16 protein-coding genes are annotated in these 19,784 nt (G+C 70.5%); 7 read left to right on the top strand and 9 right to left on the bottom strand.

Annotation, left to right across the window (positions count from 1 at the left end):
* Window positions 1-268: 268 nt before the first annotated feature.
* Window positions 269-1,822, top strand: a complete 1,554-nt coding sequence (locus L8951_RS04405; protein WP_322597130.1) for an alanine/glycine:cation symporter family protein — start codon at window positions 269-271, stop codon at window positions 1,820-1,822.
* A 99-nt stretch (window positions 1,823-1,921) separates the two neighbouring features.
* Here L8951_RS04405 and L8951_RS04400 read toward each other — a convergent pair whose 3' ends face one another.
* Entirely contained in the window at window positions 1,922-2,800 is an 879-nt protein-coding gene (locus tag L8951_RS04400) for an arginase family protein (protein ID WP_244381800.1), read from the bottom strand.
* A 79-nt stretch (window positions 2,801-2,879) separates the two neighbouring features.
* On the opposite strand from L8951_RS04400, the gene hutI reads away from it, so the two are divergent.
* Genes hutI through hutH form a run of 3 tightly spaced genes read left to right on the top strand, consistent with a single transcriptional unit; the run spans window position 2,880 to window position 7,222 of the window.
* A complete protein-coding gene (hutI, locus tag L8951_RS04395) occupies window positions 2,880-4,040 on the top strand; it encodes an imidazolonepropionase (protein WP_244381799.1) in 1,161 nt (386 codons plus the stop codon).
* 9 nt (window positions 4,041-4,049) lie between these two features.
* Window positions 4,050-5,720: a urocanate hydratase gene (gene hutU / locus L8951_RS04390; protein ID WP_244381798.1), complete on the top strand. Its 1,671-nt coding sequence runs from the start codon at window positions 4,050-4,052 to the stop codon at window positions 5,718-5,720.
* Window positions 5,717-7,222, top strand: a complete 1,506-nt coding sequence (gene hutH / locus L8951_RS04385; protein ID WP_244381797.1) for a histidine ammonia-lyase — start codon at window positions 5,717-5,719, stop codon at window positions 7,220-7,222. The genes hutU and hutH overlap by 4 nt, the downstream gene beginning before the upstream one ends.
* A gap of 36 nt (window positions 7,223-7,258) precedes the next feature.
* Here the strand turns inward: hutH and L8951_RS04380 are convergent, their stop codons facing one another.
* The 6 genes from L8951_RS04380 to serS form a co-directional block, all read right to left on the bottom strand.
* Window positions 7,259-10,648, bottom strand: a complete 3,390-nt coding sequence (locus L8951_RS04380; RefSeq protein WP_244381796.1) for an error-prone DNA polymerase — start codon at window positions 10,646-10,648, stop codon at window positions 7,259-7,261.
* Window positions 10,649-10,651: 3 nt separating this feature from the next.
* A complete protein-coding gene (locus L8951_RS04375; RefSeq protein WP_244381795.1) occupies window positions 10,652-12,250 on the bottom strand; it encodes a DNA polymerase Y family protein in 1,599 nt (532 codons plus the stop codon).
* A complete protein-coding gene (locus L8951_RS04370; protein WP_244381794.1) occupies window positions 12,150-12,923 on the bottom strand; it encodes an ImuA family protein in 774 nt (257 codons plus the stop codon). The genes L8951_RS04375 and L8951_RS04370 overlap by 101 nt, the downstream gene beginning before the upstream one ends.
* Window positions 12,924-13,034: 111 nt before the next feature.
* The gene (locus L8951_RS04365) at window positions 13,035-13,868 is read right to left on the bottom strand and encodes an alpha/beta hydrolase family protein (RefSeq protein ID WP_244381793.1); all 834 of its coding nucleotides are present in this window, start codon (window positions 13,866-13,868) and stop codon (window positions 13,035-13,037) included.
* Window positions 13,869-13,932: 64 nt separating this feature from the next.
* Window positions 13,933-14,652, bottom strand: coding sequence for an alpha/beta hydrolase (locus L8951_RS04360; protein ID WP_244381792.1), 720 nt, complete (start codon window positions 14,650-14,652; stop codon window positions 13,933-13,935).
* Complete coding sequence (gene serS, locus L8951_RS04355) at window positions 14,639-15,901, bottom strand: serine--tRNA ligase (RefSeq protein WP_244381791.1); 1,263 nt, start codon at window positions 15,899-15,901, stop codon at window positions 14,639-14,641. Before serS ends, L8951_RS04360 begins: the two co-directional genes overlap by 14 nt.
* A gap of 92 nt (window positions 15,902-15,993) precedes the next feature.
* Here serS and L8951_RS04350 point away from each other — a divergent pair, with 92 nt between their 5' ends.
* The 3 genes from L8951_RS04350 to crcB all read left to right on the top strand — a co-directional run bounded on the left by L8951_RS04350 (window position 15,994) and on the right by crcB (window position 18,223).
* A complete protein-coding gene (locus L8951_RS04350; protein WP_244381790.1) occupies window positions 15,994-16,806 on the top strand; it encodes an alpha/beta hydrolase in 813 nt (270 codons plus the stop codon).
* Between the two features lie 74 nt (window positions 16,807-16,880).
* Window positions 16,881-17,864 (top strand): DUF808 domain-containing protein, encoded by a 984-nt coding sequence (locus tag L8951_RS04345; RefSeq protein ID WP_244381789.1) that lies wholly within the window; start codon window positions 16,881-16,883, stop codon window positions 17,862-17,864.
* Window positions 17,864-18,223 (top strand): fluoride efflux transporter CrcB, encoded by a 360-nt coding sequence (crcB, locus tag L8951_RS04340; protein WP_244381788.1) that lies wholly within the window; start codon window positions 17,864-17,866, stop codon window positions 18,221-18,223. The genes L8951_RS04345 and crcB overlap by 1 nt, the downstream gene beginning before the upstream one ends.
* On the opposite strand, the gene L8951_RS04335 is transcribed toward crcB, so the two are convergent.
* Both L8951_RS04335 and L8951_RS04330 read right to left on the bottom strand, forming a co-directional pair.
* Window positions 18,220-18,729: a flavin reductase family protein gene (locus L8951_RS04335; RefSeq protein WP_244381787.1), complete on the bottom strand. Its 510-nt coding sequence runs from the start codon at window positions 18,727-18,729 to the stop codon at window positions 18,220-18,222. The two genes, crcB and L8951_RS04335, sit on opposite strands and share 4 nt — an antisense overlap.
* On the bottom strand, window positions 18,707-19,525 hold the full coding sequence (locus L8951_RS04330; RefSeq protein ID WP_244381786.1) for a phenylalanine 4-monooxygenase: 819 nt from the start codon (window positions 19,523-19,525) through the stop codon (window positions 18,707-18,709). Before L8951_RS04330 ends, L8951_RS04335 begins: the two co-directional genes overlap by 23 nt.
* Window positions 19,526-19,784 lie beyond the last annotated feature (259 nt).

The following is a 19,784-nucleotide window of genomic DNA, read 5'->3' as shown; positions in this document are numbered from 1 at the left end:
GCCACGAGGGTCAGGGTGGCGCCGCTCGCGACGACGAGGGCAAACAAGCGTTGGAACTGCATTTCAGCCTCCATCTTCCGTTATGTCCCTGGTCACCGGTTCGGCGCGAAATGTGACAGGCTGAGGTCATCATCGCGGGTCTTCGATGAGGCGGCGAACGCCATCGACCAGCGGCACTGTGGCCGACATGCCGCTTGCCAGTGCCTTTCGCGCCGCTATCGTCTGCCACCGAACGACCAACATCATCGCGCTCGGGGAGGGCGTCTTCATGGCTGCAACACAAGAGGTCTCGCTGATCGATCGCGTGACCAATATTTCCGATTTCATCTGGGGCGGCGCCTGGAATGGCGAGCAGGTCATCCCGCTGCCGCCGATGGTGCTCGTGCTGTTCGGCATCGGGCTCTACATCATGATCGGGCTCAAATTCTATCCGATCCGCAAGCTCGGCAGCGCCTTCAAGGGGCTGTTCGCGGGGCGCAAGAGCGCGGGCGACGGGGAAATCTCCCCCTTCGCGGCGCTCTCCACCGCCCTGTCGGGGCAGGTCGGCACGGGCAACCTTGCCGGCGTTGCCACCGCGATCACGCTGGGCGGCCCGGGGGCGATCTTCTGGATGTGGATCACCGCGATCATCGGCATGGCGCTCGCCTTCGCCGAGGGCAGCCTCGCCATCCGCTATCGCGAAAAGGCCGCGATCGGCGTCTATCGCGGCGGCCCGATGACCTACATCATGATGGGGCTGGGCAAGAAATGGACCTGGCTCGCCATCCTCTTCTGCATCGGCACGCTGTTCAGCGCGGTGGTCACGGGCAACTCGATCCAGGCCAACTCGATCGCCGACAGCTTCGGTGAACTGTTCGGCTTCGAGGAGTGGGTCTCGGGGCTGCTCGTCGCGATCGCGGTGTTCCTCGTCATCATCGGCGGCATCAAGTCGATCGGTTCGGTGGCCGAGAAGATTGTGCCGGTGATGGCGGTCGCCTACATCCTGCTCGCGATCCTCGCGCTGATCCTCAACATCGAGGACCTGCCGGCGACCTTCGGGCTGATCTTCCACGGCGCCTTCAACCCGCAGGCGGCCTCGGGCGGCTTCCTCGGGGCGATGATCATCATCGCCATCCGGGCGGGCGCCGCGCGCGGCCTCTTCTCGAACGAGGCGGGGCAGGGGTCGACCCCGATCGCGCACGCGGTCGCGCAGACCAACGATCCGCAGCAGCAGGGCCGCATGGCGATGCTCGGCACCTTCATCGACACGATCGTCATCTGCACCATGACCGCGCTGGTGATCCTCACCGTGCGCGGCGACTTCACCTACGAGGGCGAAGCGGTGGCGCATGCGTGGCAGTCGGGGCTCAACGGTTTCGAGATGACCTCGGCCGCCTATGGCGCCGCCTTCCCGCTGCCGGTGCTCGGCATCCCGATCGGGACCTTCATCGTCAGCCTCGCGCTGATCCTGTTCGTCTTCACCACGCTGCTGACGTGGAGCTATTATGGCGAGCGCGCGATCACCTTCATCTACGACCGCGTCCCCGGCGCGAGCGTGAAGGGCGAGAAGGCGCTGCACCTCGTCTGGCGACTGCTGTGGTGCGTCGTCATCTACGTCGGTGCGAGCCAGGACCTCGAGCTCGTCTGGCGCATGGGCGACATCTCCAACGCGACGATGGCGCTGCCCAACCTGCTCGCGCTGGCGCTGCTCTCGGGCGTGGTCTTCAAGCTCGCCAAGGGCGAGAAGGACGCCGGGCCCACGCACGAGCTCAAGAAGATCAAGAAGATCGGCGAGGAAGAGGGCGCGGTCGCGCACGAACCCCCGCCGGGTGTCGGCCACTAACGCCGACGCTCCACCGCCTGCAAAAGGAAGGCCGGGGTCGATCGCCCCGGCCTTTTTTTGCGGCTGGCCGGCGGCCCCGCCACCCGCAGGGCGGCGCGACTAGCGCGCCTCGAAGCCCGCGAGCGCCTCGGCCATCCAGCGCCCCGCGACGAGGCTCGACAGGTCGCTGGCATCGAGCAGCGGGTCCCATTCGACGAGGTCGATGATTCGCACGCGGGGCTCGGCAGCGAGGCGGCGCACGGCGGCGAAGAAATCGCGCGCCGGCATGCCCCCGGGCCGGGCACCCGGGGCGCCTGGGAATTGCGCGCGGTCGATCACGTCGATGTCGCAGTCGACCACGATCGCCGCGCAATGCGACACATGCGCCAGCGCCGCCGACACGGCCGCGAGCACGCCCATCTCCTGCGTTTCCGCCAGCGTGATGACCCGGTTGCCGGCGGCCAGCGCATCCTCGTGCATGACCTTGGAATTGGCGAAGGGCATGAGCCCGACCTGCGCCACGTTGGCGCCGGGCAACCCGTCCTCGAGCAGCGCGCGCACGGGGTTGCCGTTGCGCAGTCCGTCCTCCGTGCCGCGCATGTCGAAATGGGCATCGAGCGTGACCAGCCCGACCTTCTCGAGCGGCAGCCCGAGCGCGTGGACGGCGGGGCGCGTCACCGCATTGTTGCCGCCGACGACGAGGCTCAGCGCGTGCGCATCGACGCTGGTGGCGATCGCCTCGACCATCGCGCCGCTGACCTCCTCGATCGTCTCGCCCTCGAGCGCGACGTCGCCATGATCGGCGATGGTCGTGCCAAGCTCGCTGCGGGTGTCGATGTCATACCGCCCGATCCGCCGCAGCACCTTGCGCAGCGCCTGCGGCGCGAGATCGCAGCGGCCCGGCGTGACCGAGCCGATCCCGAGCGGCACCCCGACCAGCCCGACGGGCGCCTCGGCATCGGCGGCGACGACCAGGTCGGACAGATTGGGCCAGCTCATGGCTTGACGAATAGCAGCCCGAGCGCGCATCGCCAGCCCCATGGGGGAAGTGATTGTCCAAGGCGGTGGAATCGCCACCATGCAGCCGCGCGGGGACGACCCGCTGGGGCGGATCGACGACGGCGCCGTGCGGCTGTCCGATGGCTGCATCGTCGCGGTCGGCCGGCGCGGCGAGATCGACGCCGCGGGCGCCGAGATCATCGACCTTGGCGGCGGCTGGCTGACCCCGGGGCTGATCGACTGCCACACCCATCTCGTCTTCGGCGGCACCCGCGCGCACGAACATGCCATGCGCCGCGCGGGCGCCAGCTACGAGGAGATCGCGGCGGCGGGGGGCGGGATCGTCTCCACCGTGCGCGCGACGCGCGCGGCGAGCGAGGAGCAGCTGCTGGCCGCGGCGCGCCGCCGCCTCGACGCGCTCGCCGCCAGCGGCGCCACCACGGTGGAGGTGAAGTCGGGCTACGGGCTCGATGCCGACACCGAGGTGAAGATGCTGCGCGTCGCGCGCGCGCTCGACGGGCACGCCGGAGTCAGCGTGGTCCCGACCTTCCTCGCGCTGCATGCACTGCCGCCCGGCGCCGACCGCGCCGCCTATGTCGAGCAGGTCGCGCGCGAGACCACCCCGCGCATCGCTGAGGCGGGCCTCGCGCGCAGCGTCGATGCCTTTTGCGAGCGCATCGCCTTCACCGCCGAGGAGGTCGAGCAGGTGTTCGCCGCCGCCGCGCGCGCGGGGCTGCCCGTGCGGCTGCACGCCGAACAGCTGTCCAATTCGAACGGCGCCGCCATGGCCTCGCGCTTCAAGGCGCTGTCGGCCGACCATCTCGAGCATCTCGACGCCGACGGCGCACGCGCGATGGCCGCGGCGGGGACGGTGGCGGTGCTGCTGCCCGCCGCCTTCTACTGCCTGCGCGAGACGCACCTGCCGCCCGTCGCGCTGCTGCGCGAGGCGGGGGTGCGCATCGCGATCGCCACCGACTGCAACCCCGGCACCTCGCCCACGCTGTCGCTGCCGCTCGTCATGAACATGGCCGCCACGCTGTTCGGGCTAAGCCCGGGGGAAGCGCTGGCGGGGATGACGGTCCACGCCGCGGCCGCGCTCGGCCTCGACGACCGGGGGCGGATCGCTCCCGGGCAGCGCGCCGACCTGTGCGCGTGGGACATCAACGAGATCGACGAACTTGCCTATTGGATCGGCCTGCCCGGTCCGTCCCGCCGCTTCGTGGCGGGCGAACAACGATGAGGAACTAGCATGACCGACCCGCGCCGCGACAATGCTCGCGTCATCCACGCCCGTACCGGCCCCGAGAGGGTGGCCAAGCACTGGACCACCGAGGCGGCGGTGCGGATGCTCCAGAACAACCTCGACCCCGCGGTCGCCGAGGCACCCGAGGCGCTGGTCGTCTATGGCGGCATCGGCCGCGCCGCGCGCAACTGGGACTGTTACGACAAGATCGTCGAGACGCTCGAGCGGCTCGAGGAGGACCAGACGCTGCTCGTCCAGTCGGGCAAGCCGGTCGGCGTCTTCCCCACCCACAAGGATGCCCCGCGCGTCCTCATCGCCAATTCCAACCTCGTGCCCAAATGGGCGACCTGGGAGCATTTCAACGCGCTCGATGCCAAGGGGCTCATGATGTACGGCCAGATGACCGCGGGCAGCTGGATCTACATCGGCAGCCAGGGGATCGTGCAGGGCACCTACGAGACCTTCGCCGAGATGGGCCGCCAGCATTTCGGCGGCGACCTTGCGGGCAAGTGGATCCTCACCGCGGGCCTCGGCGGGATGGGCGGGGCGCAGCCGCTCGCGGCGGTCATGGCGGGGGCACATTGCATCGCCATCGAGTGCCAGGAAAGCCGGATCGAGAAGCGGCTCGAGACGCGCTACCTCGATCACAAGGCGCACTCGATCGAGGAAGCGCTCGAGATCATCGGCAAAGCCGACCGGCCCACCAGCGTCGGCGTGCTCGGCAACGCCGCCGAGATCCTGCCGCAGATGGTGGCCAAGGGCATCCGCCCCGACGCGGTGACCGACCAGACCAGCGCGCACGATCCCGCCAACGGCTATTGCCCCGCCGGCTGGAGCGTCGACCAGTGGATGAAGATGCGCGAGAGCGACCCCGCGCGCGTCGCCGCCGAGGCACGACGGTCGATGGCGGTGCATGTCCGCGCCATGCTCGCCTTCCACGAACAAGGCATCCCCACCTTCGACTATGGCAACAACATCCGCCAGGAGGCCTTCGACGAGGGGGTCGAGAGTGCCTTCGACTTCCCCGGCTTCGTCCCAGCCTATGTCCGCCCGCTGTTCTGCCGCGGCGTCGGGCCGTTCCGCTGGGCCGCGCTGTCGGGCGACCCCGAGGACATCGCGAGGACCGATGCCAAGGTGAAGGAGCTGATCCCCGACGATCCGCACCTGCATCGCTGGCTCGACATGGCGGCCGAGCGGATCGCCTTCCAGGGGCTGCCCGCGCGGATCTGCTGGGTCGGGCTCGGCCAGCGCCACCGGCTCGGGCTCGCCTTCAACGAGATGGTGAAGAGCGGCGAGCTGAATGCGCCGATCGTGATTGGCCGCGACCATCTCGATTCGGGCTCGGTCGCCAGCCCCAACCGCGAAACCGAAAGCATGCGCGACGGGTCGGACGCGGTGTCCGACTGGCCGCTGCTCAACGCGCTCCTCAACACCGCGGGCGGTGCGACCTGGGTCAGCCTGCACCATGGCGGCGGGGTCGGGATGGGCTATTCGCAGCATTCGGGCGTGGTGATCGTCGCCGACGGGACCGAGGATGCGGCGCGGCGGCTCGAACGCGTGCTGTGGAACGACCCCGGCACCGGCGTCATGCGCCATGCTGACGCAGGCTACGACATCGCCATCGACTGTGCCCGCGAGCAGGGGCTCGACCTGCCGATGCTGGAGGACGGGAAATGATCCTCGACCCCGGCAAGGTGAGCCTCGACCAGCTGCGCGACCTGTGGCGCGGCGAGGCGGCGCGATTGTCCGATGACGCGCGCGCCGCGATCGCCGACAGCCACGCGGTGGTCAGCCGCATCGTCGCCGGCGGCGAGACCGTCTATGGCGTGAACACCGGCTTCGGGCTGCTCGCGAGCGAGAAGATCCCGCAGGCGCGGCTGGCCGAACTGCAGCGCAACCTGATCCTGTCGCACAGCTGCGGTCTCGGCGCCCCGCTGCCGCGTCACGTCACCCGGCTGATGATGCTCCTCAAGCTGGTCGGGCTCGGACGCGGCGCCTCCGGGGTGCGGGTCGAGCTGGTCGAGGCGCTGCAGGCGCTGGTCGATGCCGATGCCATTCCCGAAGTGCCGAGCCAGGGCAGCGTGGGCGCGAGCGGCGACCTCGCCCCGCTCGCGCACATGACCGCGGCCATGCTCGGCGAGGGGTGGATCGACCTCGGGGGCGAGCGCCTGCCCGCGCGCGAGGCACTGGCGAGGATCGGCATGGAGCCGGTCACGCTCGGGCCGAAGGAGGGGCTGGCGATGATCAACGGCACGCAGGCCTCGACCGCGATCGCGCTCGACGCCTTGTTCAAGGCCGAGCGGGTGTTCGATGCGGCGATCGCGGCGGGCGCGCTGTCGGTCGACGCGCTGAAGGGCAGCGTGAAGCCCTTCGATGCGCGGATCAGCGAATTGCGCGGGCACGCCAGCCAGGTCGAGGTGGCGCGTCGCCTGCGCGACTGGCTCGCGGGCAGCGAGATCGTCGACAGCCACCATCGCTGCGGCAAGGTGCAGGATCCCTACAGCTTCCGCTGCCAGCCGCAGGTGATGGGCGCCAGCCTCGACCTCATCGGCAAGGTGGCGGCGATGCTCGAGATCGAGGCCAATGCGGTGACCGACAACCCGGTATTGTTCGGCGCCGAAGACGAAGAGGCCGACGAGGCGATCTCGGGGGGCAACTTCCACGCGCAGCCGGTCGCCTTCGCCGCCGACATGCTGGCGATGGCGCTATGCGAGGTGGGCAGCCTGTCCGAACGCCGCACCAGCGTGCTGGTCGACCCCAAGATGAGCGGGCTGCCCGCCTTCCTGATCGACGACGGCGGGGTCAATTCGGGGCTGATGATCCCGCAGGTCACGGCGGCCGCGCTGGTCAGCGAGAACAAGGCGCTCGCGCATCCCGCGAGCGTGGATTCGATCCCCACCTCGGCGGGGCAGGAGGACCATGTCTCGATGGCGCCGATCGCCGCGCGCAAGGCGGGGCAGATCGCCGACAATGTCGCGGGCGTCGTCGCGGTCGAGCTGATCGCGGGCGCGCAGGGGGTCGACTATCATGCCCCGCTCAGGACCAGCCCCAGGCTGCAGGCGCTCCACGCCAAGGTGCGCGAGCATTCGGCCTATCTCGAGAGCGATCGCTACTGGGCCGACGAGATGGCGGCGCTGCAGGCCGCGGTGCTCGCGGGGGCGTTGTTCGAGGGCGGGTGATCGGTCAGCGCAGGGACGCCGAGCCGCACCGACTGATCAGCGGAAATTGCGTCCCTTGGGGATGCAGTCGACATTGCGCGGGTGGATCCCGGTGGTGCGCGGGCGCATCGCCCCGCCGCCATCGCCGCGCCCCGGCGCGGCGACCAGCATGTCGTCGGACAGGTGCTGCAGCAGCGCGGTGTCGTCCTCGAGATGCGCGGCGATGACGTGGACGACGGCATCGTCATGCTGGACGATGCCGGTCACCTTCAACAACCGCGCGCCCATGACGATCGGGCGATAGGCCTCGAAGGCATCGGGCCAGACGACGAGGTTGGCGACACCGGTTTCGTCCTCGATGGTGGTGAAGCACACCCCCTTGGCGCTGCCCGGGCGCTGGCGGATGAGGACGAGCCCGGCAAGGCTGACCCGCCGCCCGTAGCGCATGTCGCGCAACTCGCCCGCGGTGACGCAGCCCATCGCCGCATAATGCTGGCGCAGGAACTGCATCGGATGCGCCTTGAGGCTCAGCCGCATGGTCTGGTAGTCGGTCACCACCTGTTCGGACAGCGCCATGGCGGGCAGCCGCACCTGTTCGACCTCCCAGCCTTCGTCGCGCGCTTGCGCCGCCTCGAACAGCGGTAGCGCGGGCGCCCCCTTCAAGGCCTTGGCGTCCCACAGCGCGGCGCGGCGGTCGAGCTTGATCGAGCGGAAGGCATCGGCCTCGGCCAGTTTCTCGACCCCCGCGACCGAGATCCCCGCGCGCTTCTTCATGTCCTCGACGCTGCGGTACGGCGTGCCCGCGCGCGCCGCGACGATGCGGGTGGCATCGTCCAGTCGCAGCCCGTCGACCTGCCGCAAGCCGAGCCGGAGCGCCATGCGGGGGCTGGGCGGGGGCAGGCTGTCGGGGGTCCAGTCGCCGGTCGGGAGCGCGGTCGAGCCCCATGAGCGGCGCTGCGCGGTCGGCGCGTGATCGGTGGGCTCGAGGGTGCAGTCCCAATGGCTGTGGTTGACGTCGACGGGGCGCACCTCGACCCCATGTTCGCGCGCGTCGCGGACGATCTGCGCGGGGGCGTAGAACCCCATCGGCTGGCTATTGAGCAGCGCGGCGGCGAAGGCGGCGGGGTAGCGCCACTTGAGCCAGCTCGACACGTAGACGAGCAGCGCGAAGCTCGCGGCGTGGCTCTCGGGAAAGCCATATTCCCCGAAGCCGCGGATCTGGTGGAAGCAGCGCTCCGCGAATTCGGGGTCGTAGCCGCGCTCCACCATCCGCCCGACCATCTTGTCCTGCAACAGGTCGATGGTGCCCCTCGACCGGAAGGTGGCCATTGCCTTGCGGAGCTGGTTGGCCTCGGCGGAAGAGAATTTGGCGGCGTCGAGCGCGATCTTCATCGCCTGCTCCTGGAACACCGGCACGCCCAGCGTGCGCCGCAGGATGCGCTCGAGCTCGTCGGGCGGGCCGTGGTCGGGATCGGGGCAGGGGTAGACCACCGGCTCCTTGCCCTGCCGCCGCTTCAAGAAAGGGTGGACCATGTCGCCCTGGATCGGGCCGGGGCGCACGATCGCCACCTCGATGACGAGGTCGTAGAATTCGCGCGGGCGAAGCCGCGGGAGCATGTTCATCTGCGCGCGGCTCTCGACCTGGAAGACGCCGAGGCTGTCGCCCTCGCACAACATGTCGTAGACCCCGGGCTCCTCCTTGGGGAGCGTGGCGAGGTCCCATTTCTCGCCATGGTGCGCCTCGATGAGGTCGAACGCCTTGCGGCAGCAGGTCAGCATGCCGAGTGCGAGCACGTCGATCTTGAGGATGCCGAGCTCCTCGATGTCGTCCTTGTCCCATTCGATGAAGGTGCGACCCTGCATCGCGCCATTGCCGATCGGCACCGTCTCGGTCAGCGGGCGCTGGGTGAGGATGAAGCCGCCGACATGCTGGCTGAGGTGGCGCGGCATGCCGATCAATTGCTCGGCGAGCATGACGGTGCGCTTCAGATGCGGGTCCGACAGGTCGAGCCCTGCCTCGGCGACCCGCTCCTCGCGCATCTCGCTTTCCATCGACCCCCAGAAGGTGCTCGCGATCGCCGCGCACACATCCTCCGACCAGCCCATCACCTTGCCGACCTCGCGGATCGCCATGCGCGGGCGATAATGGATCACGGTCGCGGCGATCCCCGCGCGCTCGCGCCCATATTTGGCGTAGATGTGCTGGATCACCTCCTCGCGCCGCTCATGCTCGAAATCGACGTCGATATCGGGCGGCTCCTTGCGCTCCTCGGAGATGAAGCGCTCGAACAACAGGTCGGTGGTCGAGGGATCGACCGCGGTGATGCCGAGGCAATAGCAGACCGCGCTATTGGCGGCCGAGCCGCGTCCCTGGCACAGGATCGGGGGCGAGAGGCTGCGCGCGTAGGCGACGATGTCGTGAACGGTGAGGAAGTAGCGCGCGAAATCGAGCTTCTCGATGAGCGCGAGCTCCTTCTTGAGCTGGGCGATGATGGCGCTCGGCACCCCCTCGGGCCAGCGGCGGCTGGCCCCGGCCCAGGTCAGGTGCTCGAGCTGCTGCTGCGGGGTGCGCCCGCCGGGGCAGGTTTCTTCGGGATATTCGTAGCGCAACTCGTCGAGGGAAAAGTCGATGGCGTCGGCGAAGTCGCGGGTCGCGCGGATGGCATGGGGCCAGCGCTCGAACAGCGCCGCCATCTCGCCCGGCCCCTTGAGGTGCCGCTCGGCATTGGCGTGGAGCCGCCAGCCCGCGGTCTCGAGCGTCACCTTCTCGCGGATGCAGGTCATCACGTCCTGCAGCGGGCGCTTCTCGGGGGCGTGGTAATGGACATCGTTGGTGGCGAGGATCGACAGGCCGTGCGCCCGCGCGAGGCGGTCGAGCCGTTCGATCCGCGCCGCGTCATCGCCGCGATAGAGGTGGCTGGCCGCGACATGGCGCATGCCGGGCAGCGCGGCGGCGAGCGCGGGGAGCGCGGCGGCGAAATGGTCGAGGTCCTCGCCCGGCACCGCGATGAGGGCGATATCGGCGCCGCGCGCCGCGATCTCGCTGAGGAGGAGGTCGCACGCGCCCTTCTCGCAGCGCATCTTGCCCATGCTGAGCAGGCTCGAGAGGTTGGCATAGCCTTCGCGGTTGCGCGGATAGGCGAGCAGCTCGGGGGCATCGACCGGGCACAGCCGGCACCCGATCAGCGGGCGCACCCCCGCGGCCCTGGCGGCGCTGTGCACGCGCACCACCCCCGCGAGCGTGTCGCGGTCGGCGACCCCGATCGCATCCATGCCCTTCTCGAGCGCGGCCAGCACCAGCTCGATTGCGTCCGACGCGCCGCGCAGGAAGGAGAAGGGGGTGGTGACGCCCAGCTCGACGAAGCGCGCGCGCGGCAGCCGCGGCGGGGGGTCGGCGTCGTCGCGCACGAGCTTGCGCCGGGCGGGGGTGTGGCTGGCGTCGGGCATGGCTCAACCGAACAGCCCGTGGATGTACCAGACGGGGTCGCCGCCGCGCCCATCGCCGAACAGCCCCTCGCGGAAGATCCAGTAGCCGCGCCCGGCCTGGTCCTCGACGCGATAATAGTCGCGCAGCCGCGCGGGCCGGTATTCGCGCCACCATTCGGGGGCGATCCGCTCGGGGCCCTCGACCTTGACGATGTCGTGGACCGCGCGGCGCCAGACGAAACGGCGCGGCAGCCCCTCGGGGGTGGCGTAGAGCACGCCGATCGCCTCGGGGCTGTCGAGGAGGCGCTCGGGGCGCGGCGCCTGCGGCGGCGGGTCCGGGTCCTCGGCGACGGTGGCGAGCGCGGGGGCCCAGGCCGCCGCGCGCTCGGGCATGTGGCTCGGCTGGCGGCGCGGGCGGGCAACCGCCTGCGCCCCGAGCCGCGTGGCGATGCGGTCGACGAGGCGCCCGACGGCGACCCCCGAGGCCTCGTCGCCGTCGAGGGCATCCTGCGCGGGATCGAGCGGCTCGGCCCAGCTCGCGGTCAGCGCGAAGGCGTCGAAGCCGAACTCGGGGTCGAGCCGCTCGGTGCGCTCGGCCAGCAGCCGCGACAGATGGTCCGCCTCGCGGGTGGCGAGCGCGGTCGAGGCGGCGATGCTGGCGACCGAACCGTCGACGCGATAGCCCGCCAGTTCGACGGTCCGCGCGCCGAGCCGGCGCGCCTCGAGCTGGCGCGCGAGCTCGGGGACCAGCAGGTCGAGCGCCTGCCGGGCGGCGGCGGGGTCGTCGACCGGTTCCTTGAGCCGGAGCCGCGCGCTCGGCGGCGGGGCGTCGGCTTCGGCGCTGAGCGGTTCGGCGATCCGCCCCAGCGCGCGGTCGAGCGCATCGAGCGGATTGTCGGCGCTGCGGAAGCGCCGCGCGAGGCTGCGCCGCTCGATCCCCGAGAGGCCGGCGATGGTCTTGAGCCCGAGCCGGTGCAGCGTGCGCACGACCGCGGGGGGGAGCCGCAGCGCGGCGACCGGGAGCGGGGCGAGCAGGGCGGCCAGCTGGCCGCTCGCCAGCTTGCGTTCGAGGGCGGTACGGGGAGGGGCCTGTGCCGAGCCCGAAAGCTCGCCCCTCCCCGATCCCGCGCCGGCATAATGGCAAAGCGCCCATGCCGCGAGCGGGGTATCGGCGATCGCGGTGCGCGCGCTCAGCCCGAGCGCGGCGAAGCGCGCCTCGATGTCGTCGAGCAGCGCGCGCTCGCCGCCGAACAGGTGCGCGACCCCGCTGGCATCGAGCCGCAGCCCGTCCTCGCCATCGCGTTCGACGAGCGGCGACCAGCGCCGCGCCCAGCGCGCGAGCCGCGCCATGAGCTTGTCGTCGCCGATGAGGTCGCAGGCGATGACGGTCGCCTGCGGGTCGAGCGCGCGGGCGTCGGTGAGCCGCATGCCCGCGCGCAGCCCCACCAGCGCGGCATTGTCGCAGACCGCATGGACGAGGCGCCCGTGCGGCCCCTCGCGGGTGAGGAGGATGCGCGCGTCCTCAGGAGGCGTCTCGCCATGCGCGTGCGCGATCTTGCGCCAGCGCTCGATCGACAGGCGCGGGAGCCAGATGGCCAGCGTGCGCTTGCGAACCTTCAGCATCGACCCACTCCCACCGGCCCGGGGGCACCCCGCGCGCGCGGAACAGCTCGAGCGCCAGGCGCGAGCGTCCCGGGGCCTTCGCATCGTAACGGTTGGGCTCGGACGGGCGGCTCTCGACCCGCCAGCGCCAGCGCGCCCCCGACAGGTCGGCCTGCCTCGCCCCCAGCCGGACGAGCCAGCAGGGCTGCCCGTGCGCCTCGGCGGCGAGGGCCAGCCGGCGGGTGGCGGTAAAGTCGAGCGCGGGCGGCTCCCCCCATGCCTCGCCGACCACGCCCGCTAGGCCCGTGCATCGCAATCCCTCCTCCATCGTCCACAGGAGCGCGCGGGTATCGCGCGCGCACACGTGGATGAGCCGGTCGGGGCGGCCCAGGTCCCCGAGGCCGGGGGGATGCAAGCGTCCGGCCTCGAGGATGGCCATCCGCTCCTGTACCCACAGGAGCGGACGATCGGGGGTGGCGCTGGCCAGCAGCAGGCGGGTCCAGCCCGCATCGCGCGCATGGGTCGGGAAGATCTCGCTGAGCGTGGGCGTGCGGGGCAGCGGGATATGCGCGCCCGCGCGCGCCGCGCCTTCCCCGGGGGAAAGGTCGGATGCTGGCCGCACGAGCCCGCGCGCCGCGCCCGGAGGGAGCAGTGCGAGAAGCTCGTCGGCGCCGATGGAAGGGCCATCTGCCACACGACTCGCCGTCACCTTGTTCTTGTTATGTTCTATGTCGCCCAGGGCGGGCCCGCGAGTCAAATCTGGCGGAAAATCGGGGGGCGAACGGGGGCTCTTGGGGGCCCGGGCTCAGGGGCGGCGCGCCGACTCGGCGGCGGCGCGGCGGGCGGCGCGATCGAACGCGCGCTGCTGGCGGCGGGTCCGCGCCGGGACCGCGCCCTCGACCTCGTGGATAAAGTCGTTGACGTGCGCCATGATGCGGCTGAGCGCGGGGCGCCAGACGGCAAAGCCCATATGGTGGGTGTCGATCTCGATGGCGCGGTCGGAGTGGCATTCGTCGCCGCGCGCGGCGCGCGGCGCGACGATCCCGTCGCGGCGGCTCCAGAAGGCCATCGTCGGCACCGGGGGCTTGTCCTCGAGCCGCGGGAAGGGCGGTTCGTTGACGTCGTGCCCGGCGACCCATTCGTAGAGCCAGCGGACATTGTTGTTGCTCTTGAGGTCGCCGCAGAAGGGCGAGGCGAGGGTGACCACCGCGCGTACCTTGTGCGGGGCGTGGCGGGCGAGTTCGCGCGCATAGAGCCCGCCCAGGCTCCAGCCGAGGACGAGCACCTTGCGCCCCTCGCCGACCTGGTCGAGCCGTTCCTCGAGCGTCTCGAGGAGACCGGCATAGGCGCCCTTGTTGGTGCCCAGTTCCCACGGATGCGCGCGCCAGCCGTAGCGGCCGAGCGCGCCGCGGATCTGGCTGGTCGAGCGATCGGACGAGAGAAAGCCCGGCAGGACGAGCGCGGGGGGGCCGGACTCGGGGCCGACGGGCTCGATCGGGCCCCACGAGGACATGTAGCGGGGAAACTGCCACAGGACTTCGCGCGTCCGCTCCCACGCCGACGGGGCGATGTCGTCGGGATGGATGCGGTCCGAAGGCTCGGCCGCCTGCTGGTCGCGCTGCCAGATCATCTTTCCCATGTGGGATCGATAAACCCCCGTAACAAGGGAAGTTCCCACACGACCGGGCGACCGCGCGCGAGGATCAGTGGGGGACGAAGTCGTGGATCTCCTTGATCACCCGGCGCAGCATCGGGCGCGACTTGCCGATCCGCATGTGCCCGCACGGCAGGGTGACGACGCGGTCGGTTTCCTCGCGCAGCCCGATCTGCGCGCGCTGGGCGACGAGCCCGTCCTTCTCGGCGACGATGCTCATGGTCGGCACCGGCGGCTTGTCGGGCGACTGGGGCACGGGCGGGTCGTCGACCGGATGGCCCGCGACCAGCTCATATTGCTTCCACACATTGTTGAGCTTGCGGTGGCCCGAAAAGGGCGAGGCGAGGGTAACCACCGCGCGCACCCTGTCGGGGCGGGAGCGCGCCAGTTCGCGCGCCATGACGCCGCCGAGGCTCCAGCCGACGAGCAACGCCTTGTCCTCGCCCGCCACCTCGTCGAGGCGGCGTTGGAGATCGTCGAGCAGGCCCTCGTAGGCGCCGAGGTTCTGGCCGTTCTTCCAGCCGTGGACGCGCCAGCCGTCGCGGGCGAGGAAGCGCCTGAGCTCGAGCGTGGTGCGATCGCTCGACATGAAGCCCGGGATGACCAAGGCGGGTGGGCCGTTCTCGGGGCCGCGCGGGCCGAGATGGCCGATGTGGCGGCCCATGCGCCCCAGGTGGTTGGCGACGTCGATGACGCGCGCGAACAGGCTGGGGACCTCCTCGCCCTCGCCTTCCTTGAGCGCCGAGCGGCGATCGTCAGAGATACTCATCGCCGCCCATGAGGTGGCGAATGCCTTGCGGCAGCCGCACGCGCCCGTCCTCGGTCTGGTGGTTCTCGAGCAGCGGCACGAGGATGCGCGGGGAGGCGAGCGCGGTATTGTTCAAGGTGTGCGCGAACACGACCTTGCCCTCGCTGTTGCGATAGCGAAGCTTGGCGCGGCGCGCCTGCCAGTCGTGCAGCGTCGAGCAGCTGTGCGTCTCGCGATACTTGTTCAAGCTCGGCACCCAGCTTTCGAGATCGTTCATGCGATACTTGCCGAGCCCCATGTCGCCGGTCGAGGTCTCGATGACCTGGTAGGGGATCTCCATCGCCTGCAGCAGCTTCTCGGCGGCGCTCAGCAGCTTCTCGTGCCATTCGGCGGAGACGTCCTCGTCGGCCTGGCAGATGACGAACTGCTCGACCTTGACGAACTGGTGGACGCGCAGCAGCCCGCGCACGTCGCGCCCCGCGCTGCCCGCCTCGCGGCGGAAGCAGGGCGAATAGCCCGCATAAAGGACGGGCAGCTGGCTTTCCTCGAGGATCTCGCCCGAATGGAGGCCGGTCAGCGCCACCTCGGCGGTGCCCGCGAGGAACAGGTCGTCCTTCTCGAGCTCGTAGGTTTCCTCGCGGTGGCCGGGGAACTGGCCCTGCCGGACGAAGGCTTCCTCGCGCGCGATCGCGGGCAGGGTGATCGGCTCGAAGCCGTTGCCCATGATTTCCTCGAGCGCCCACGCCATGAGCTTCTGTTCCAAGAGCGCGAGGCGGCCCTTGAGGCAGTAGGTGCGGCTGCCCGAGACCTGCGTGATGCGCGACAGGTCGGCCCAGTCGTTCTTCTCGAGCAGCGCGACATGGTCGAGCGGCTCGAAGGGGAAGTCGCGCGGGGTGCCCTCGGTGCGGACGACCACATTGTCCTCCTCGCCAGGGCCGACGGGGGCGCCTTCCCACGGGATGTTGGGCATCTGCAGCATCATGGCGTTGAAGGCCTCGACCTTCTCGCCCAGCCCGCTTTCGAGTTCGCCCGCGCGCTTGCCCGCATCTTTCGCCTTCTTGCCGAGCGCGGCCTTCTCCTCGGGCGCGGCGTCCTTGAACATGCCCGAGATGCGATTGCGCTCGGCGCGCAGCTGGTCGATCTCGGTCTTAGCGCTGCGGATCTCGGCGTCGAGCGCGAGCAGCGCGTCGAGGTCGAGGTCGACATTCTTGGCGGCGATGGCGTCGCGCACGGCGGGGCGGTTGTTCTTGATGAAATCGATCGAAAGCATGGCGCAGCCTGTGCCGTGTCGGAGGGGGGGTTGGCAAGGGCGAAGCACATTGTATGTGCGGGCGCATCGTCCTGCTTGCCGGAGCCTTCGTGATGCGTTTCCTCCTTATCCTTGCGGCCATGGTCGCCGCATCCCCCGCGCTCGCGCAGGATCGGCAGGGCGCGATCGCGATCGGCGAGCGCACGGTCGCGCTCTACCATTGGACGCCCGCGGGCGAGCCGACGGGCACGATCCTGTTCGGCCACGGTCATGGGGCGCACCCGGCGCGCTATGCCGCGCTGCTCGACGGCTGGCGCGATGCGGGCTGGGCGGTGGTTGCCGCGATGCCCGTCGACAGCATCGAGCATCCCGCGCGCGCCGACTATGACCTGCAAGGGGGCTTCAGGGCGCGGGTCGAGACGATGCAGGCACTGCGCGCGATGCTCGCGACCGAGTATCCCGACCGCCCGATGCTGCTCGCGGGGCACAGTTTCGGGAGCTTCATGGCGCTGCTCGGCGCGGGCGCACGGACCCGCTTCGGCCCGCCGCTCGAGGGGCCGCCGGTCGCGGGGGTCATCGCCTTCTCGACCGCGGGGGCGATGGAGCAGGTGATCGACCCGCAGGCCTATGCCGGGCTCGACGTGCCGCTGCTGCTCATCACCGGGACCGCCGATGCCGATCCGGCCTATGCCCCGCGCTGGACCGATCACCGGCTCGCCTTCGACACCTCGCGCGCCGGCGACAAGCTGCTGCTGGTCGTCGAGGCGGGCGGGCACGACCTCGCGCGGATGGACCAGCCGGTCGCGCCCAGCCTCGCGGCCTTCACGCGGCTGTTCCTCGCCGCGCATGGCGCGGGCGACGCGGCGGCCGGGGCGCTGCTCGACCGGCTCGGCTCGAGCGCGCGGATCGCGGTCGAGCGCCGCTGAGCCCAAGGGGCTTTACGCGCGGCATCGCGGCTGGCACCCCGTGGGCCTTGCTAGCTGAACAAGGGGCCTCGCCAATGCCATCGGGACTGGTCGCACTGCTCGACGACGTCGCACTCATCGCGCGCACTGCCGCCGCCAGCGTCGATGACGTGGCCGCCGCCGCGGGCAAGGCCGGGTCGAAGACCGCGGGGGTGATCATCGATGATGCCGCGGTGACCCCGCGTTACGTCACCGGGCTGGACCCGAGCCGCGAACTGCCGATCATCGGCAAGATCACGCTGGGCAGCCTCAAGAACAAGCTCGTCTTCCTGCTCCCCGCCGCGCTGCTGCTTTCCGAGTTCGCGCCCTTCCTGATCATCCCGATCCTGATGCTCGGGGGTGGCTTCCTCGCCTTCGAGGCGACCGAGAAGATCCTCGAGGCGCTGACCGGCGACCATCATGGCGAGGCGACGCTCGCCGCCTGCGACAGCCCCGAGGAGCTCGAGAAGCGGCAGGTCGCGGGGGCGGTGCGCACCGATTTCATCCTGTCGGCCGAGATCATGGCGATCACCCTGAACGAACTGACCGCGGGCGGGATGGTCGACAATCTCTGGATGCGCGCGGGGGCGCTGGCGGTGGTCGCGGTGGCGGTCACGGTCATCGTCTACGGCTCGGTCGCGATCATCGTGAAGCTCGACGATATCGGGCTGCACCTCGCGCAGCGCGAGAACGGGATCGCGAAGAAATTCGGCCGCGGGATGATCGCCTTCGTGCCCAAGCTCCTCAAGGCGCTGAGCATCATCGGCACCGCCGCGATGCTGTGGGTCGGCGGCTCGATCCTCTTGCACGGTTTCCACGAGCTGCACGTGCTCGGCTTCCTCTACGAATGGAACCACGACCTCGCGGTCGCGGTGGCGGGCGACAATGGGGTCGGCGTGTGGATCATGGAGACGCTGGGCGCGGCGCTGACCGGGCTCGTCTTCGGCTTCATCATCGTCCAGGTCGTCACCCGGATCTTCGGCCACCATCCGCTCCATGGCGGGGGCGCGCCGGTCCGGAAGGGCGAGGCCGCGCACTGATGGGCCACGCGCTCGCGGTCTTCCTCGGCGGCGGGCTCGGCGCGCTGGCCCGCTGGGGCGTGGGCAAGTGGGCGCTGGCCTGGTTCGGCTACGGCTTTCCCGTCGGCACGCTGGCGGTCAACGTGGTCGGCAGCCTCGCGATCGGGATCGCGGTCGGCGCGCTCGAAGGGGTGGGGCAGCCCGCCAAGCTGTTCTTCGTCACCGGGCTGCTCGGCGGGTTCACCACCTTCTCGGCGTTCAGCCTCGATACGCTCACCCTGTGGGAACGCGGGCAGGCGGGGCTGGCGCTCGCCTATGTCGCGGGCACGCTCGTCCTGTCGCTCGGGGCCTGCCTCCTGGGCTTCCTGCTCGCGCGCTAGTCGTCGAAGTGGAGCCGGCGGTAGCGGCCGCGGAAATAGAGCAGCGGGTCGGGGCCTTCCTCGAAGCGCGCGCGCTCGACCCGCCCGACGAGGATCCAGTGGTCGCCCCCGTCGTGCACCGCGTGGCGCGCGCATTCGAACATCGCGAGGCTGCCGGTCAGCAGCGGCGCGCCGCCGAGCCCCTCCTCCCACCGCGTCTTGCCGAAGCGGTCGCCCGCGGGGGTCGAGAAGGTGATCGAGGCGGGGCGCTGTTCGGTGCGCAGCACGTTGACCGCGAACCGCTCGCTCTCGGTGAGCGGCCCCGCGCTGGTCGTCACCTTGGCGAGGCAGACGATCAGCAGCGGGGGATCGAGGCTGAGGCTGGTGAAGCTGTTGGCGGTGAGCCCGTGCGGGGTGCCGTCGGCATCGCGGCAGGTGACCACCGTGACCCCGGTCGCGAAACTGCCGAAGGCGTCGCGCAGGCTGCGCGGATCGCCCCCCTCCTCAAATTTGCGCCATCCGCTCATCCTCCCGCGCATAGCCGGGCGCCTCGCCCTCGCCAAGGCTTGCCAGCGCCTCGAGCGTCAGCTCGGCGATCCGCGCGCAGCTGTCCTCCACGCTGTCGGAGACGAAATAGAGCGGCTGGAAGCGGTCCGAGCGATAGGGGGTGGCCAGCGCCGCACCGAGCGCGAAGCGCGGCCGCGGCAGCGCCGCCTCGAGCGCGTGGCGCGCCTCGGCGAAGGAGGAGGCGAGCCCCGCCCCCCACAGCTTGAGCGCCCCGTCCTCGCGCGCCAGCCCGAACTCGACCGTATGCCAGTAGAGGCGGCTCATTTCCTCGCCCCGCCCGGCGGCACAGGCGGCGAGCCCGAGGTGCCCCATCGCCTGCATCGCCTGCGCCATCGGCGCGTGGCTGAGCAGCGGCACATGGCCGAAGATGTCGTGGAAGCAGTCGGGCTCCTCGAGATAGTCGAGCTGGCGCCCGTCGCGGATGAAATTGCCGATCGGGAAGCGGCGGTCGGCGAGCATCGAAAAGAAGGCCGCGTCGGGGACGATCCCCGCGACGGGCACGAGCCGCCAGCCGGTCTGCGCTTCCAGGCGGTCGCTCAGCGTGTCGAGCCGCGGAATGCCCGGACGCTGCAGGTCGAGCCGGACGATCCCGCGCAGGAAGGGGGCGACGAAGTCGTGCCGATAGGCGCGCAGCTGGCGCTCGAACAGCCGATCCCAGGTCGCATGGTCCTGCAGCGTGTAGCGCGCCCATCGCTCGGTCACGAGATAGGCGCGCCAGTCGGTCTTGGCCGGGGGGGCGATACGGGACTGGAACATGATCTCGTGCCTTTCTTCCTGTTGTGCCGAAAACAAAAAACCCGCCGAGGCTGGGAGCCTGGCGGGCGGTGGTTCCGGGATGATGTCGTCTAGATGATCAAACCGTGTCCACCGCGCGCCCATAGGCATAGATCGCCGTCACCGCGAGGGCGGCGGGCGATTTGTGCGCAAGGACGATGGGCCTGGTCATCATGCGGGCCAGTGTGTCGAAGCTTGATCCATGTTGCAAGCGTCAAAATGGCGACCGCGCGAACGCGGC

This window comes from Sphingomicrobium astaxanthinifaciens, assembly GCF_022865105.1.
In the GTDB taxonomy this organism is placed as follows: domain Bacteria; phylum Pseudomonadota; class Alphaproteobacteria; order Sphingomonadales; family Sphingomonadaceae; genus Sphingomicrobium; species Sphingomicrobium astaxanthinifaciens.
Note: the sequence above shows the minus strand (reverse complement) of the source record. Positions and strands in the feature narration are given on the sequence as shown.

Coding starts and splice junctions, on each gene's coding strand:
- L8951_RS04330 (WP_244381786.1), bottom strand. CDS start 19,525: ATGTTCCAGTCCCGTATCGCCCCCCCGGCCAAGACCGACTGGCGCGCC.
- L8951_RS04350 (WP_244381790.1), top strand. CDS start 15,994: ATGCGTTTCCTCCTTATCCTTGCGGCCATGGTCGCCGCATCCCCCGCG.
- serS (WP_244381791.1), bottom strand. CDS start 15,901: ATGCTTTCGATCGATTTCATCAAGAACAACCGCCCCGCCGTGCGCGAC.
- crcB (WP_244381788.1), top strand. CDS start 17,864: ATGGGCCACGCGCTCGCGGTCTTCCTCGGCGGCGGGCTCGGCGCGCTG.
- hutU (WP_244381798.1), top strand. CDS start 4,050: ATGACCGACCCGCGCCGCGACAATGCTCGCGTCATCCACGCCCGTACC.
- hutH (WP_244381797.1), top strand. CDS start 5,717: ATGATCCTCGACCCCGGCAAGGTGAGCCTCGACCAGCTGCGCGACCTG.
- L8951_RS04335 (WP_244381787.1), bottom strand. CDS start 18,729: ATGAGCGGATGGCGCAAATTTGAGGAGGGGGGCGATCCGCGCAGCCTG.
- L8951_RS04380 (WP_244381796.1), bottom strand. CDS start 10,648: ATGCCCGACGCCAGCCACACCCCCGCCCGGCGCAAGCTCGTGCGCGAC.
- L8951_RS04400 (WP_244381800.1), bottom strand. CDS start 2,800: ATGAGCTGGCCCAATCTGTCCGACCTGGTCGTCGCCGCCGATGCCGAG.
- L8951_RS04405 (WP_322597130.1), top strand. CDS start 269: ATGGCTGCAACACAAGAGGTCTCGCTGATCGATCGCGTGACCAATATT.
- L8951_RS04360 (WP_244381792.1), bottom strand. CDS start 14,652: ATGAGTATCTCTGACGATCGCCGCTCGGCGCTCAAGGAAGGCGAGGGC.
- L8951_RS04375 (WP_244381795.1), bottom strand. CDS start 12,250: ATGCTGAAGGTTCGCAAGCGCACGCTGGCCATCTGGCTCCCGCGCCTG.
- L8951_RS04345 (WP_244381789.1), top strand. CDS start 16,881: ATGCCATCGGGACTGGTCGCACTGCTCGACGACGTCGCACTCATCGCG.
- L8951_RS04365 (WP_244381793.1), bottom strand. CDS start 13,868: ATGGGAAAGATGATCTGGCAGCGCGACCAGCAGGCGGCCGAGCCTTCG.
- hutI (WP_244381799.1), top strand. CDS start 2,880: ATGCAGCCGCGCGGGGACGACCCGCTGGGGCGGATCGACGACGGCGCC.